Source organism: Streptomyces sp. NPDC048297, assembly GCF_043201585.1.
Lineage (GTDB): Bacteria > Actinomycetota > Actinomycetes > Streptomycetales > Streptomycetaceae > Streptomyces.
On record NZ_JBICZA010000046.1, the window covers coordinates 14,292 to 29,730 of the forward strand.

Genomic DNA, 15,439 nt, shown 5'->3' on the forward strand with positions numbered 1-15,439 from the left:
CTGGGACCCCCGCGCGAACGTGCGCCCGGTCACAGCCACCATGCCGATGCGGGCCGACGGCACGTGGCATGGCACCCTTAGACCTGCACAAGAGGTCAACGGTAGACACGGACACAGGTTCGAGGAGCGGTCACAGTGCAGCGCTGGCGTGGCTTGGAGGACATCCCGCAGGACTGGGGGCGCAGCGTCGTCACCATCGGTTCCTACGACGGCGTCCACCGCGGCCACCAGCTGATCATCAAGCATGCCGTCGACCGCGCCCGCCAGCTGGGCGTCCCGACCGTCGGGGTCAGTTTCGACCCGCACCCCAGCGAGGTCGTGCGCCCCGGCAGTCACCCGCCGCTGCTGGCCCCGCACCACCGCCGGGCCGAGCTGATGGCGGAGCTGGGCGTGGACGCGGTGCTCGTCCTCCCCTTCACCTCCGAGTTCTCCAAGCTGTCGCCGGCCGACTTCGTGGTCAAGGTCCTGGTCGACAAGCTGCACGCCAAAGCCGTCGTCGAGGGCCCGAACTTCCGCTTCGGCCACCGCGCGGCCGGCAACGTGGAGTTCCTCACCGAACAGGGCAAGGTCTACGACTTCGAGGTCGAGGTCGTCGACCTGTACGTCACCGGGGACGCGGGCGGCGGACAGCCGTTCTCCTCCACTCTGACCCGGCGCCTCGTCGCCGAGGGTGACGTGGTCGGCGCCCGGGAGATCCTGGGCCGCCCGCACCGCGTCGAGGGCATCGTCGTACGCGGCGCCCAGCGTGGCCGCGAGATGGGCTTCCCGACGGCGAACGTCGAGACCCTGCCGCACACCTGCGTCCCCGCCGACGGCGTCTACGCCGGTTACCTCCACGTCGAGGGCGAGGCCATGCCGGCCGCGATCTCCGTGGGCACGAACCCGCAGTTCGACGGCACCGAGCGCACGGTGGAGGCTTACGCCATCGACCGCGTCGGCCTGGACCTGTACGGCCTGCACGTCGCCGTCGACTTCCTGGCGTTCGTACGCGGCCAGGCGAAGTTCGACTCGCTGGAGGCCCTGCTGGAGCAGATCGCCGAGGACGTGGAGCGGTGCCGCCAGATCGTGGCGGCGCAGGCGTAGCTCCCGGCCCCGCACGAACAGCGGGACGCGAAGACGAACAGCGGAACGCGAAGGGCGGCCGGTGCGGTGAGCACCGGCCGCCCTTCGTCGTACCGTCCCTCTCCTGCCTACTGCGGGCCCTGTCCGGGCTGCGGGTATCCCGGCTGCGGGTAACCGGGCTGCTGTGGATACGGCTGCTGCTGGTCGGGAGCGGCCTGCGGATACGGCTGCCCCGGCACGGGCTGACCAGGGTAGGGCTGACCCGCCACGGGTTGCCCGGGAGCGGCCTGCGGATAGGGCTGCCCCGGCATGGGCTGACCGGGAGCGCCCTGCGGATAGGGCTGTCCCGGCATCGGCTGGCCGGGCATGGCCTGGCCGGGCATCGGCGGGGCGGCCATCGGCGGCGGGTTGCCGTCGCTCGTCCACAGCCCGTGCATCTGCTGGTGCCGTACGAAGTCCTCGGCGACCATCGCCGCGAGGTTGAAGTAGGCCTCTCGCACCTTCGGCCGCATCATGTCGAGGTCGACCTCGGCACCGGCGGCCAGGTGCTCGTCGAACGGCACCACGACCACGCCACGGCAGCGCGTCTCGAAGTGCGACACGATGTCCTCGACCTTGATCATCTTTCCGGTCTCGCGGACCCCGGAGATGACCGTGATCGACCGGGAGACGAGGTCGGCGTACCCGTGCGCGGACAGCCAGTCCAGCGTCGTACTGGCGCTGCTCGCACCGTCCACCGACGGCGTGGAGATGATGATGAGCTGGTCGGCGAGGTCCAGCACCCCGCGCATCGCGCTGTACAGCAGCCCGGTGCCGGAGTCGGTGAGGATGACCGGGTACTGGTTGCCGAGCACCTCGATCGCGCGCCGGTAGTCCTCGTCGTTGAACGTGGTCGAGACGGCCGGGTCGACGTCGTTGGCGATGATCTCCAGACCGGAGGGCGCCTGGGACGTGAACCGCCGGATGTCCATGTACGAGTTCAGGTACGGGATCGCCTGGACCAGGTCACGGATGGTCGCTCCGGTCTCGCGGCGCACCCGGCGGCCGAGCGTGCCGGCGTCCGGGTTCGCGTCGATGGCGAGGATCTTGTCCTGCCGCTCGATGGCGAGGGTGGAGCCGAGCGCGGTGGTGGTGGTCGTCTTGCCGACACCGCCCTTGAGGCTGATCACCGCGATCCGGTAGCAGGACAGCACCGGCGTGCGGATCAGGTCCAGCTTCCGCTGCCGCTCGGCCTCCTCCTTCTTCCCGCCCAGCTTGAACCGGGACGACGCGGCGGTGGGCCGACCGCTCTTCGCCTTCTGCTTCTTGTTGTTGAGCAGCCGGTCCGAGGACAGCTCCACGGCCGCGGTGTAACCCAGCGGCGCCGCCCCCGGGTTGGTCATCTGCCGCTGGTCGTGCTGCATGGGCTGCGGCCACGCGGCACCGAGCCGCGGGTCGACGGACGGCTGCGCACCCTGCTGGCCCGGAGCCCCGCCGGCCTGGGCAGCCGCCTGGGCAGCGGCCTGTACGGCGGCCTCGGGTCCCTGCGGGGCCAGCGGCTGCTGACCCGGCTGCGGGAAGCCGTAACCACCGGGCTGCGCCTGGGGGTTGGGGACGCCGGGCTGCGGGAAACCGTACCCACCGGGCTGGCCCTGCGAGTTGGGCACGCCGGGCTGCGGAAAGCCGTAACCGGCCTGCGCGTTGGGGTTGCCCGGAACCTGCTGGGCCGCCGGGGGCTGCGGGAAGCCGTAACCGCTCGGCGGGGTGGGTCCGGCGGGGGGCTGCTGCGCCGGCCCGGAGGCCGCGAACGGGCCGGGGGCAGGGGCAGGGGCGGCATGAGCGGGTGCGCCGGGCTGACCGGGCTGGCCGGGCTGGTTCCAGGCGGCCGGGGCGGGCTGCGGCGGCTGGGGCTGGAACGGCGCCGGCTGTCCGGGCACGCCCGCGTGACCCTGCGCCGCCGCGGGCTGCGGCTGACCGGGCACCGGGCCCGGCTGCTGCGGCGCGGGCTGCACGGGCCACTGGGCGGCTGCGGCGGGGGCGGCGGGATGGTACGACGGCGGCAGCGGGGGCATCCCGTCCTGCGGCACCGGCGGGGGAGACCAGGGAGCCGGTGCGCTGTGGGGCGCGGCCGGAGCGGGCGGGACGGCGTCCTGGGGCGCGGCGTCATGCGGGACGGCGTCCTGGAGCGCGGCGTCCTGCGAAACGGCGTCCTGGAGCGCGGCGTCCTGCTGAACGGCGTCCTGAGGAGCGGAGTCCCGGAGAGCGGCGTCTCGGGGAGCGGGGGCTGCCGCGGGGGCCGCGTCCTGCGGTTCCGGTGACACCGTGTACGTGGACTCCCCCGGGCCCGACCCCGTCGTCGCGGTTCGGAACGAGACGCCGTCCTCAGGGAAGGCGCTGCTCTCGGACGCAGTGGCACCCGAGGCCTCGGGGAAGTCGTCACCCTCGACCCAGTCCTGCTCCTCGGCGGACGTGGCGAAAGCCTCCGCGTCGGCGCCCGCCACCTCGGCCTCCTCGGCCGCGTCGCTCTCGCCACCGGCGTCCTCGGAACGCTCCTGCGCGAAGTCGTCCTTCTCGGCGCTCGTCCCGGAGCCGGCCGCAGCGGAGCCGACCGACGACGAAGCCACCGCATCGACATCAGTCCCGGCATCGGCCTCGCCCTCAGCGACAGGCGCGCCGACGGTGAACCCCTCGTCAGACCCCTCGTCGCCCTTTCCTTCCCCGCCTTCCTCCTCCGCCGAACCGGCACCCTCCCGGGAGCCCCCGCGCGCGGGCTCGGTGGCCCGCAGCTCGGCGGCGGCGCGCTCCGAGATCTCGGCGATCTCCCGCTTCAGGGCGACGGCGGAGAACCGCATGGTCGCCCCGCTCTCCAGATCGCCGTTGCCCACCTCGACCTCGGCCTCGTGAGCGGTGGCGGGGGCAGGGGCGGACGGAGTCACCGGAGCGACCGGTACCGGCGGCGCCTGCTGCGGGAACGACGGCTGAGGCGCCTGCTGTCCCTGCTGCGGCTCGAAGCCGGCCGGCAGGTTCGGCACCGGAGCGGAGTTGCCGACCGGCGGCGCCGGCGGAGCGTACGGCGCGGCCGTACCGGGGACCGGAGCCGGCGCGGGCGCCTGCGGGGCGAAAGGCATGCCGGGCGTCGGCGCCGCGGGCGCGGGCGGAGTCGGAGCCTGAGGGGAGAACGGAACACCGGCCGCCGGCACACCGGACACCGGCGCCGCGTGTGGCGGCGTCGGACCCGGCACGGAGGCGGGCGGCGGGAACGACGGAACCGGCGCGCCCTCGGACCCGCCGACCGCACCGGGACCGTAAGGGCCACCGGCGACACCCTGAGCCTCACCCGGACCCGGGGAACCGCTCGGCCCCGGGGCCGGTGCGGGCGAACCCCCGGCCGCCCCTGTCGCCCCGGAGGCCCCGGACGCGTTCTGCGTGTACCAGGCGGGCGGGGCGTAGTCGATGGTGAACTCGCCGGTGGTCTCGATGGCCGACTCCGCGTCGGGCTGGTCATCGTCGGGTGTGCCCCAGCCCCCGCGGATCCCGTCCCGATCGCTGCTCACAGTTCCTCCTGGTGTGGTCGCGTACCCGAATGGCGTGCCGGGGCGACCAAGTCGTGTTCGTTCAAGTCGTCCGTAGTCGGTTCGGGGCAGGCCGATCCGCCGGTTCTCCCCCTGAGGACGCCGACACCCGGTCCACGGGTTCTGGCATCGCGCCCCCTACCCAGCCTAATCACCGGAAGCAACACCTCGGCAGGGCCGCCCGCCTCTCGTCACCCGACCACGTGCCCGCGCCCCGCTCGTACCCTTCCCGTCAACTCCGACCTCTGCCACGGCAATCGGGGAGTAAACGGTGGACAAGGGGCAAATTCCCGACACGCGCGGACGGCCCGCTCGACGAACAAACCGGACAAGAAAGGTCAGTTCAGTCCATCCGGCGTGGGGTCCCCAACAATCCGATCTCGGCGTCGGTGGGTTGGGTCATCACATACTGCCGGTCACGGTCCGTACACCACAGGGTGACGCCGTCGGGCAGAGTCGGCAGCGACTCCACCTCGGTCCGGGACAACCCGACCGTGCGCCCCAGCTCCGCGGCCTCGTCCGGCGAGACCCGCTGGATGCCCGCGAGCCGCGCCTGGCGCAGCAGCCGGGGAGCGACAGGGCTGAGATACGGCAGCAGGGTCAGCACCGACTGCCACGGTCCGCCCACCACCCGGCCGCGCGGCGGCCGCATGCCGCAGTCCCGCACCACCAGAACGGGCGTACCGGCCGACGCGCCCTGGGGCGGCACCCGCCCGACGTCGTACACGGCGAGTCCGTTGTGCCCGCCGCCCATGGCGTGCACCATCTGCATCCAGGCCTGCGGCCGACCGGTCTCCACGGCCACCCGCGCACCCGTCGCCGCCGTCCGCAGCGCCACCACCTGTGCGGTCCACAGACCGCCGATCAGGACGACGTCGTACGGAGTGGGCCGGTTGATGCCCAGCACGGCCGGCTGCCCCTCGGCGTCCACGCCGGCGACCACACCGTCGTCCCCGATGGGTAGGGCGAGCGCGTCCAGTTGTCCCGCGGGCAGCGAGTGCCGTCCGTGCCGGGGCCCGATCAGCCCGAGCCCGTGCCGCAACCGCTCACCGGCCCGCCGCACCCGCGACGTCCCCGCCGTCTCCGGTCCACCCGCGCCCGGTCCACCCGCGCCCGGTCCACCCGCGCCCGGTCCACCCGCGCCCGGTCCACCCGCGCCCGGTCCGGCCGGGACCGCTGGCGTCGTCGGAATCACCGCGCACCTCCCAGGGGCAACGTGGCCAGCATGCCCGGCAGTTGCTCACGGTCCAGCCGGGCCAGTCCGGCACCGGCCTGCCGGGCCGCGTCCTCCAGCGCGCGCCGCGCCGCGACCAGTTCGTCGTCGCTGCGTCCGGTCACCCGCAGATGGCCGCACAGCGACACCTCCTGCCGCTCGCCGCGCGCGAGGGTGAGGCTGAAGGTGGTGGCCAGTGCCGGGATCGCGGTGACCCGGGCGATGAACTGGGGCAGTGACTCGCCCCGGGCGCCGCCCAGTTGAGGCCAGCGTCTGACCCAGTACGTCGTGTGCCGCCGGTTGTCGCAACGCCAGCTGCGCCCCGACTCCTCCGTACGCCGCTCCCGCGTCTCGGCGCGCCCGGCCTCGGCGGTGACCAGGGGATTGGCGCAGGCGGAGGTGGCGAGCGCGGCGATCAGCTCCTCCTCGTCCAGCACGCTGGCTCTGAAGCCCGCGCCGGTCAGCCGGCTCGCGAGATGGTCCGCGATCCGCACCACGCACTTCTGCGCCCCCTGCAGCCCACCCCCGCGCGCGGCGACGGCCTCCGCGCACAGCTCCGGATCGAGTTTCAGCGCGATCCAGGTGATACGCACCGCCGGGGCACCCGTCTGCTGCTGCAGCGGCACGTAGTTGGCGACGGCCACGGACTGCTGCGGCAGATGCAGCGCCGGCGCGGGCTGCGTGTGCAGCACGACCTGCGCCGACTCCAGCCGTATCCCGTCCACCTCCAGCGCGTCCCGCACCAGGCCGAGCGGCAGCGGCTGCCGGCCGCGCTCGGCCCGCAGCGCGGTCGCGTCGGCCTCCACCTGCAGCACGGCGGTCAGAAAGGTCCCGTCCCCGGCCATCCCGACCGGCCGCCGGTCCCGTCCCCCGTACGAGTACGTCCGCAGCGCGGGCTCGCACTCGAGCGCGGGCACCAGCGCGGGCTCCGTGCCCGGCGGGATACGGGTGGCGGCCGCGCGCCGCTGACGTGCCTTCAACTGCCGTGCCGTAGCCGCCCACTCGGGCAGCGACCGCCCCCGACGGCGCACCACCGCAAGCACCACGAGCCCCACCGCGACCGGCACCGCGGCGATCATCGCCCAAGGGGCGATCACCCACCCGACGACCAGCACGGCGACCGCCAGCTCCAGCAGCACGAGTCGTTGCATCCGGAACGACCCACCCTGCCCAGGCGACGTCCTGACGTGCGACGCACCACCACCGGACGCCTGGCGAGCGGCCCCACCGGACCCGCCGGCCGCCGCGGAGGCGGCAGCGCGGGAGGCCTCACCCCTCACCGGGCCACGCGATCGCGCCCGCGTACCGGAAGCCGTCACCAAATCCCCCCGCTTCGCTCACAATTCGCTGGTCCGCGCATCGCGCTCGACCCCGCCCAAGGCCCCGGTACCCTACCCGCTCCACCAGTTCCCACGGACACCATGCATAGTAGGGGGCCGGTCTGACATCGCGACGCGCACCAGCCGCCCGCCGCCGCGAGCACGGGGAGAAGCAGGCACCAATGGCATCACAGCGGGACGAACTCAACGCTTACACGTTCGCGAAGAGGCGCACCCTTGCCGCCTTTATCCAGCCATCACCATCTGGTTCGGAGGAAGGGGCGCCCAAGCCGCTGCGGGCGGTCGTGCCCAGCTTGGTGGCCGGAGCCATGACACTGGCCGTGTTCGGCGCATGGGGCATGTTCCAGCCAACCGCACCCACAGGCTGGGACAAGCCGGGGACCCGCGTGATCGTCGGAAAGCAGTCGACGACCCGTTACGTCGTGCTCAAGACGGGCAAGACCTCCCGCCTTCATCCCGTCCTCAATCTCGCCTCCGCCCGCCTGCTGATGAACGACGCCGATTACCAGGTCATTCAGGTGAGCGACAAGATTCTGGATTCTGGCAAACTGCCGCGCGGCCCCATCCTCGGCATCCCCTACGCCCCCGACCGGCTGCCTTCGCCCGACGAAGCCGGGAAGCTCAAACGGTGGGCCGTCTGCGACCAGCCCGGCGGCAAGGGCGAGACCGTGCAGCAGGCTACGTTCGTTCTGGCCCGACGCGACGCTACGAAGACGGAAGGCTCTGGACGTCTGAAGGCAGGAGACGTCCTCTACGTCACCACACGCACCGGCGAGCGTTTCCTCGTCGACGCGCACGGAACCTCGTACGCCGTCACCGGAACCAAGTCCGACACGCTGACGAACGCCCTCGTGGGCACCCGTAAACCTCAGCTCGTCACCAAGGAGTGGCTCGCCACCCTCCATCCGGGTGATCCGATCGCGTTCCCGCAGCTGCCCCCAGGAGTCGGCTCACGCGCACACGTACCAGGGCAACTGTCCGCGGCGGAGGACCGGATCGGCATGGTCCTGCGGACCGAGACCGGCGACGGCACCAAGTACTACGTGGTCCTGCCCGGCAAGGTGCAGCCCGTCAGCGAGTTCACCGCTTGGCTGCTCAAATCCTCACCTCAGACCGCCGGCCTCAACATGAACGGCAAGGACCGCACAGTCGGCCTGCAGGACTTCACCGCCGATCCCCAGCCCTTCGCCGGGCAGCCGGCCAAGTGGCCCCAGCAACGTGCCCAGCAGGTCAACGCGGTCGACTCCAGGTCCTCGCATGACACCGTGTGCAGCGTGCTGCGTGATGTCAGCGGCGACACCGCCACCGCCGCGACACTGAGCACCTGGGCCGGCACCGCTTACCCGGTCGAGGCCACCGCTGACGGCACCAGCACCTACGTGACGCCAGGAACAGGGCTGCTCTACACCCAGATCCAAGGCACCGAGACCGGCGCCGGAGCGCTCTTCCTCGTCACCGACACGGGTCTGCGGTACGCCGTCCAGGCCAACGGGGACAGCGACAGCCGCAAGTCGAACATCGGCGCGGGCGGAAAGGAGACCTCCGACGGCAGCCCCGAGCCCAGCGAGGCCCAGGTCAAGCTCGGATACCAGAACGTCAGGCCCGCCAAGGTTCCGGCGGTGTGGTCCGAACTCCTCGCCAAGGGCCCCCGGCTCGACACCAACAGTGCCCGGCAGCCGCAGGGTTCGTAACCCCCTCTTTCCACGGATATGACGAAGAGGAGCGCCGCACGCGTGCTGCCGACGAAGGCAACCCTACTGACCGCCGCCGTACTGCTCGTCACCCTCGGCACCACACCACCCGCACCCGTCCTCCGCCTCGACGGCAGCGGCGAATGCACCTTCCCCGCCCAGCAGATCAAGAGGACGCCCTGGTCGCTGCAGCGCGTCCTGCTCGACGAGTTGTGGCAGGGAACCAAGAAGGGCAAGGGGGTGCGGGTCGCGGTCATCGACACCGGAGTGGACGACAAGAACCCGCAGCTCACCCCGGGCGTGGACAAAGCCTCCGGGCGTGACTACCTGACGAAGGGCAAGGGCGGCGATCCGACGAACGACCAGGTCGGACACGGCACGAAGGTCGCCGGTATCATCGCCGCGCGTCCGCGGAAAGGCACAGGCTTCGTAGGCCTCGCCCCGAACGCCACGATCATCCCCATCCGGCAGAACGACGCCAACAGCAGTGGGGACTCGGACACCATGGCTCAGGCGATCACCTACGCCGTGAGCGAGGGCGCCGACGTCATCAACATCTCCCAGGACACCACCAAGCCCCTGTCGGCCACCTCCGCCCTGGCCGAAGCCGTGCGCAAGGCGATCGCCCAGAAGGTCGTCGTGGTGGCCTCCGCGGGCAACGACGGCCTGGACGGCAAGGTCAAGTCCACATATCCGGCCGCCTTTGACGGCGTCCTGGCCGTGGCTTCTTCAGGCCGTAACAACGAACGCGCGCCATTCTCCCAGGCAGGCTCCTTCGTCGGGGTGGCCGCCCCCGGCGTGGACATCGTCTCCACTGTCCCCGCAGGCGGTCAGTGCACGGACAACGGAACAAGCTTCTCCGCGCCGTTCGTGGCCGGCGTCGCGGCACTCCTCAAGGAGAAGCACAAGGACTGGACCACCGCCCAGATCGTCACCCAGATCGAACAGACAGCAGAGCGCTCGACCAACGGGCATGACAACTACGTCGGCTGGGGTGTGGTCGACCCGGTTCGTGCCGTCCAGAAGTCGGACGCCGCAGACCCGCCGTCGTCCCCGGTCCCCGACCCCGGCATGTCCAGAGGGCCCGTCCCGGATGTGGCCCCGTTCTCCCTGGCTGAGACTCCCGCGCAGCGCAACCAGCGATACGCCACCTACGCCCTCGGTATCGCGGTGGTCCTCCTGGCGATCACCGCCGGTACGGCCATCGTCACGCGCGACCTCCGTCGGCGTCATCGGAAGGAGCCTTCGGCGTGAGCTTCGGCCCACGTCCGTCGACGTTTACCGAGTCTGCCCGCGTCGCGACCACGACCACGACCACGACCACGACCGACGCCTGACGATGGCCCCTCTGAAGGACAGGCTCTCGGGAACGCGGCGTTGTCCGTAGAGGCGGGCAGGACCGCCGGAACGTCCAAGGAGCGTTCTTCGCGAAACGGCCCCTTGCTCGCCGAGGAGGCGTACCACACCCCTCCGAAGCTGGAGGCGATCGGATCGAGGCGCGCTCACTGGAGCAACTGGGGCCTATTCGGCCTCGCGGACCTCCAGACCGCCGTTGTGCGCCGCCGGCGTCAGATCGAACTCCCCATCACGTGCGCCGAGAACGAAGGCGCGCCACTCGGCCTCCGTATACCGCAGCACGGTGCCCGAATCGAGGGACGAGCGCATGGCCACGGCGCCTTCGGGGAGGTAAGCGATCTCGACCCGCTCCTCGTGCGCCTCCGTCCCAGGCGCGCAGTGCCACTCAACGCCAGAGATGTCCAGTGCGTACAACTCGTCCCGCTCGCGCTCCTTGCGTGCCTTGATCTCGTCAGCCGTCTCGCTCATGCCGTAAACGCCCCTTCCCCATGCGTAAATGATCCACGTGGCAGCCTAGCCCCACCTGAACTGGCCACGAACTCCTTTGCAGTTGGAAGCAACACGTCGAGTGACTAGAGTGGCTTCCAGTACTACGCGAGTGGTATTTCACGGGGGCGACGCGGTGTTGCGCCCCGCGTCGCAGCACGCGGGGGACGATGACACCTCTTGCCCACGGACGGGCATCTCGGGGGATCCATCCGGTGTCTGCCCATGGATGTCGCCACGTTCAGGACAACAGGAGGGCAAGAGGCAATGGCGAACGGGAACTCTTCGTTCGATTTCAGCCATGACAGCATCACACAGCTGTCCAAGGACATCGACGCCTTCAACATCGAACTGAGCAAGCGGATCGGTTCGTTGAACCAGGTTGTCGACATGGTCCAAGAGGGTTGGCAGGGCGCCGCGGGCAAGGAGTTCGACTCCCTGCAGCGAGGAATCAACGGGAACCTGAGGAAGCTCCAGGACAACCTCTCCGACCTCGAAGAGATCGTGCGTATGAGCACCGGCAAGTTCAGTGCTCACGAGCAGGAGCGCATCGCGGAGATCCGGAAGGTGGACAACTCTGGAGACGTCCAGAGCAAGATCCTCGGCCAGGTCGGCGTCAACTACCTCTGAACCGCCAGAAAGGAACGAAGAAGATGTCGAGCAACTTCGACCGGACAGCGGTCAACTACGACACCGTCACTCAGGCCGCCACCGACGTGCGCAACACGGCCAAGGATCTCAGCGAGCACCTCGAGGCCTTGATGCGCGCGGTCAAGACCAAGGCCGAGTCCTGGCAGGGTGAGGCCAAGACGGCCTTCGACGAGATCCAGCGGAGCAATACCCAGGAAATGGCCGCCATGACCGAGAAGCTCGGTCGCGTCGCCGCACTTCTGGACCAGTCGGTCATCGGCTACCAGGACACGGACAAGGGCAACGCGGCACGTTTCCGCATGCTGATGGGCGGCTGAGCGGCCCCTGCACACACCAGAGGGAGACAGCGCCCTGCGCGCTGTCTCCCTCTTTCTTTTGTCCCGGACTTGCTACCACGGCCGGCGGCTACCACCGCCAGAGAAATGGTTCGGATGCTGGCGGCATGGCCTGGTGGGAATGGCTGACTCTGATTGTGGCCGTCGTCGCATTGATCCTGTTGGTGATCAAGTACCCGGCGTAGAGCGGGGAGTGAACGCGACCGGGACGGCTCCATCGGTCCAGCGACTTTATGGCAGCACATTCTCAGCCAGCGCACCGGTTAACCGGGCCCCAAAGAGGCGCTTCCCCATGACTCGGAGCTATGGGAACCCGAGGGCTCTTCGAGGCATCCGTACGCGTCCTCGGCCATGTCACTGACAAACGGGCCGTAGTAATCACTTCCCCCGTGAGCTGTTGCCGAGAACGCAGTACTCGACCGGGGCGCTACGTGCAGCGGTCTCCAGCAAGGTGTACGGAGGGGCTGCCGACAGAAGGCTCTACGTGCACCTCAACGCGGGTCCCCGCAGGTGCTGGCCCACCGCACCGTCGAGCGTGACGAGCAAATGGTTGCGCGGTGGTGGACGGAGTAGTGGTCACGGATAAGAGAACAGCCCAGCTCCTGGAGTGGGTTGTCTTTGAGGACGAGGCCGGGCAGAACCTGAATCCCGGGAAAGGCCGGACCTGGTCGTGCGGGGCCTGACCTTGGTGATCAGGTTTACGAGCAAGGGATCGGGCCGGTCCTGATGACTGGGATGATCTGTTTCAGGCCGGGCCGCGCAATCAAGTCTGACGCTTGCGTACTGGAAGAGCCTTCCAAACTTGGTGTGAACTTGATCCGCAGTCCATGAAGGTCACTGAGTCATGCGCGGTGGCTCAGGCGGGGGTGTGAAGTCCTCCTGGCAACCGGTCTGGAGTTGAGCCTCAAAGAATATGCGGCTGGCCAACTGAGCGAGATCCTCTTTCGCGGTCTCGTCGTTACTTGCAGCAGATCCGTTGGCAGTAACAGTGATCGACAGATATGGCCGCCCGAAGCCAGCTGTGTAACTTGAACCTTCTGTATGCGGCTTACATTCGGCATAGATTGCCGCTTGCTTCCTCCAGGCCAATGCTGAAGTGCCCGCTTTGAAGGCTGAAGCGTCTGACGTATTCCTCGAACCTAGCCCTGCGAGCCAGTCCTTCTTGTTTCCATTTTTCATTTCAGCCGACATATTCACGACGCCACGACTCGTCCGGTTATCGCAAGTGATCTTGAAGGAAGTGTCGGTGGCTACTCGTGACCAGGTCGAATGGAAAGATGATTCATGCGGCAGTAGTCTCTCCAATGGTTCCAGATTGCTGGAAAAAATACCCTCATTGCAGGTATCCGCAGCCTTGAGATTCCCACTGGAATCATGGGAACCGAGGGCCCATATGGTTGCTCCGACTCCAATGATGGCCAGCACTCCGCTCACGCTGATGGCAAGGCGCCGACGTCGGATGAAATCTCGCATGTGCTTCTCCGGTGACGCGTCCGGTGATTCAATCACGCCTTGCCCAGCTTCTGTCGATACTCCTGAAGAACGTCGTGGGCTTGAGAGGTCCCGTCAAAATGGCCAGTGCGTACCGCGGTCTCCCGAAGTGCCGGTGTGAGACTGGATGGATACGCCGCGTCTGCTGCCGTAGCTGCATCCTGGGCAGCCTGCAGTGTGTCGGACTTGTGCTTTTCCCAGTCGTGGCCAGAGGTGAACAAGGCGTGATCTGAACTGTCTCGCGGATCAGGGAATAGGCCGTCGACCATCTGGCCGCTCAGATCGCTCATTGCGGCTGCCGCGAATGCGCCCGCCACAGGAGATGCCGCGGCGCTGACACCCGCTCCGATGGTGATGTTGGCGAGGGTGTTTGCCCACGCCTTCCACTTGTCCATGTCCTTATTGAATGCGGCGTCTCCCTCTGCGCTCTTCTGGATATCTGAGTCTTGTCGGGCCAATCCCAGGATTCCTTGCACCTCCGAATTACCTGTAGAGATTTCTTTAATAGTGTCGGATGTTGATTCACCGTAGATGTCTGGGTTGGCGAGGTGATAGCCCATCAAGTCGCTCGTGTAGAGCGATTCGCCAATATTGATCGCTTTATAGCCATCGGGCGTCTGCCCAAGGTCATACATGAAGCGAGTGATGTCCTGCTCGCTGAAATCAGCCAGTGCTCCCTTGGCTGGATAGAGGTCGGACAATGTATCGCCACCTGCCTTACCGCCCGAGAGTGCCCGATGGATATCAGGCATGTATTCCGAGCTCATCTGCCCGAGGCTCTCTTCCATCCCGCTGTGTAGCTTGAATTCGTCATCGGGGTCCGAAAGGCCGTGGACGATCTTCGTCATCAGCTCTGCTTGGGCCTTGGTGTGCGGCGGCATGTCCGGGCTCGGACCCACGTCGTAAGCGTGGCCCGTGGTGGCTGATTCCAGTGCATGAGAAAGCGATCGATATCCGGCCGAAGCCCCCGTGTCATTGTCGCCGACTCCGTCAGACGGCCAATCGCGGTCCGATGTCAGATAGTCGAAGTTCTTGTCATTTGAGAAAAATTCATTGGAAGCCTCAGGGTTGTGGCCCAACGCCTGCATGAAGCCGGTCACAGGATCCTGACCGCGATCATCCTTCGCGCCGAAGTTCAGGTCAGCCTCATTATTTCGCGTCCAGAATTGGGCAGGAGAGAATGGGGCATCACTCCAACGCTTGTCTTCCTTCATCAGCTCATTGCCATAAGCCTTAAGGAAATCTGTATCGTAGTTCCCTTGGCGCATGAGATTGCTCATTACCTGGAAGCCGTATGGGCTAGGGGACGCATTGGGGCTTTCGATATGAGAGCTACCGAGATCGATTATATCCCTCTCCCATGTTCGCATGGCTGCACTGTCGGAATGGGTAGCTGAAGCCAGTGCCCTTCCGAGATTTCCCTGAAGTGTTTTGAGTTGCCCCAGCCGTTCCTCGCTGGGATCGTGGGGCCCCTGCGAGTACGGGTCTTTCTTAGGGTCGGCCATCTCCGTCCAGAACTGGAGAGTTCCCTTCGCTCCCAGACCAGTCGTGAACTTCTCATTGAAGAGTGGGTCGCCTTCGTACTCGACCAGAACTTTATTCATGTGTTGTAGTTGCGCAGTGCTCATTCCATTGCCCAGATGGGCGAGTTTCGCCATCGCCCGCGCTTGTTTGATGGACTCCGTTCGCTCTTTCTCGGCCTCGCTTATACTGGTTGCCGTCTCCGTATTGAATCCTTGCTCGCGACCGTTGGCATCCCTTGTGAGTGCCCAGTGAAGAGCTGTGTCTGCGTCATCTGCGTCCTGGAGTGCAGCTTCGATCCTGTTGTTGCACTCATGGACTGAGTCGAGGTAGCCCTTTTGTAGTGCTGCTTCTTGCCCTCTCGGAGCTTTGGAAGTGTCGCAGTAGACATGTCCCTCGGTAGTGATCTCCAAGTATTTGTCGTCGTGGACGTATTTCTCGATCTTCTTCAGCTCTTCCTTGGCCGCTTGGAATGAATCCAGTGCGCTTTTGAATAGAGCACAGATGTCTTTCGCCTCATCGGCTGCAGCCTTCATCTGCTTTTCGATCATCGGAAACTTATCGAAGACCTCGTCGGCAGCTTCTCCCTTCCAGTCAGAATCTCTGAGCCCCTTCGTGACCGTAGAACCGAAGGATCGTGCGATGGTGTCGAAGTGGCCAGGAAGGCGACGCCATGCATCTACTGCGTCCGATAGTGAAGTGAGATCTACGGATCGGAGTTGCGCATAACTAATGCTCATGA

Annotated in this window: 11 protein-coding genes; 5 read left to right on the forward strand and 6 right to left on the reverse strand. The window is 67.4% G+C overall.

Features of this window, described 5'->3' with window-relative positions; all coding sequences use genetic code 11:
- The first annotated feature begins 135 nt into the window (after positions 1-135).
- Positions 136-1,083, forward strand: coding sequence for a bifunctional riboflavin kinase/FAD synthetase (locus ACGFYV_RS33755; RefSeq protein WP_393882340.1), 948 nt, complete (start codon positions 136-138; stop codon positions 1,081-1,083).
- A 107-nt stretch (positions 1,084-1,190) separates the two neighbouring features.
- On the opposite strand, the gene ACGFYV_RS33760 is transcribed toward ACGFYV_RS33755, so the two are convergent.
- The 3 genes from ACGFYV_RS33760 to eccE form a co-directional block, all read right to left on the reverse strand.
- A complete protein-coding gene (locus tag ACGFYV_RS33760) occupies positions 1,191-4,595 on the reverse strand; it encodes an SCO5717 family growth-regulating ATPase (protein WP_393882341.1) in 3,405 nt (1,134 codons plus the stop codon).
- Positions 4,596-4,956: 361 nt separating this feature from the next.
- Positions 4,957-5,676 carry a hypothetical protein gene (locus ACGFYV_RS33765; RefSeq protein WP_393882342.1) on the reverse strand — a complete coding sequence of 240 codons (720 nt, stop codon included), beginning with the start codon at positions 5,674-5,676 and terminating at the stop codon, positions 4,957-4,959.
- Positions 5,677-5,804: 128 nt separating this feature from the next.
- The gene (eccE, locus tag ACGFYV_RS33770; protein WP_393882343.1) at positions 5,805-6,977 is read right to left on the reverse strand and encodes a type VII secretion protein EccE; all 1,173 of its coding nucleotides are present in this window, start codon (positions 6,975-6,977) and stop codon (positions 5,805-5,807) included.
- Positions 6,978-7,327: 350 nt separating this feature from the next.
- Here eccE and eccB point away from each other — a divergent pair, with 350 nt between their 5' ends.
- Both eccB and mycP read left to right on the forward strand, forming a co-directional pair.
- Entirely contained in the window at positions 7,328-8,857 is a 1,530-nt protein-coding gene (gene eccB / locus ACGFYV_RS33775) for a type VII secretion protein EccB (RefSeq protein WP_393882344.1), read from the forward strand.
- 42 nt (positions 8,858-8,899) lie between these two features.
- Positions 8,900-10,111, forward strand: coding sequence for a type VII secretion-associated serine protease mycosin (gene mycP / locus ACGFYV_RS33780; protein WP_393882345.1), 1,212 nt, complete (start codon positions 8,900-8,902; stop codon positions 10,109-10,111).
- A gap of 267 nt (positions 10,112-10,378) precedes the next feature.
- On the opposite strand, the gene ACGFYV_RS33785 is transcribed toward mycP, so the two are convergent.
- Positions 10,379-10,681: a DUF397 domain-containing protein gene (locus tag ACGFYV_RS33785; RefSeq protein WP_393882346.1), complete on the reverse strand. Its 303-nt coding sequence runs from the start codon at positions 10,679-10,681 to the stop codon at positions 10,379-10,381.
- A 285-nt stretch (positions 10,682-10,966) separates the two neighbouring features.
- On the opposite strand from ACGFYV_RS33785, the gene ACGFYV_RS33790 reads away from it, so the two are divergent.
- Positions 10,967-11,329, forward strand: coding sequence for a WXG100 family type VII secretion target (locus ACGFYV_RS33790; protein WP_393882347.1), 363 nt, complete (start codon positions 10,967-10,969; stop codon positions 11,327-11,329).
- A gap of 23 nt (positions 11,330-11,352) precedes the next feature.
- Positions 11,353-11,667, forward strand: coding sequence for a WXG100 family type VII secretion target (locus ACGFYV_RS33795; RefSeq protein WP_393882348.1), 315 nt, complete (start codon positions 11,353-11,355; stop codon positions 11,665-11,667).
- 852 nt (positions 11,668-12,519) lie between these two features.
- Here the strand turns inward: ACGFYV_RS33795 and ACGFYV_RS33800 are convergent.
- The gene (locus ACGFYV_RS33800) at positions 12,520-13,158 is read right to left on the reverse strand and encodes a hypothetical protein (RefSeq protein WP_393882349.1); all 639 of its coding nucleotides are present in this window, start codon (positions 13,156-13,158) and stop codon (positions 12,520-12,522) included.
- A 32-nt stretch (positions 13,159-13,190) separates the two neighbouring features.
- Positions 13,191-15,437, reverse strand: a complete 2,247-nt coding sequence (locus ACGFYV_RS33805; RefSeq protein ID WP_393882350.1) for a hypothetical protein — start codon at positions 15,435-15,437, stop codon at positions 13,191-13,193.
- Between the last annotated feature and the right edge of the window lie 2 nt (positions 15,438-15,439).

What these genes read in the sequence shown, in the direction of transcription:
- eccE (WP_393882343.1), bottom strand. Translation starts at nt 6,977, where the DNA reads ATGCAACGACTCGTGCTGCTGGAGCTGGCGGTCGCCGTGCTGGTCGTC.
- eccB (WP_393882344.1), top strand. Translation starts at nt 7,328, where the DNA reads ATGGCATCACAGCGGGACGAACTCAACGCTTACACGTTCGCGAAGAGG.
- ACGFYV_RS33785 (WP_393882346.1), bottom strand. Translation starts at nt 10,681, where the DNA reads ATGAGCGAGACGGCTGACGAGATCAAGGCACGCAAGGAGCGCGAGCGG.
- ACGFYV_RS33790 (WP_393882347.1), top strand. Translation starts at nt 10,967, where the DNA reads ATGGCGAACGGGAACTCTTCGTTCGATTTCAGCCATGACAGCATCACA.
- ACGFYV_RS33795 (WP_393882348.1), top strand. Translation starts at nt 11,353, where the DNA reads ATGTCGAGCAACTTCGACCGGACAGCGGTCAACTACGACACCGTCACT.
- ACGFYV_RS33800 (WP_393882349.1), bottom strand. Translation starts at nt 13,158, where the DNA reads ATGCGAGATTTCATCCGACGTCGGCGCCTTGCCATCAGCGTGAGCGGA.
- ACGFYV_RS33805 (WP_393882350.1), bottom strand. Translation starts at nt 15,437, where the DNA reads ATGAGCATTAGTTATGCGCAACTCCGATCCGTAGATCTCACTTCACTA.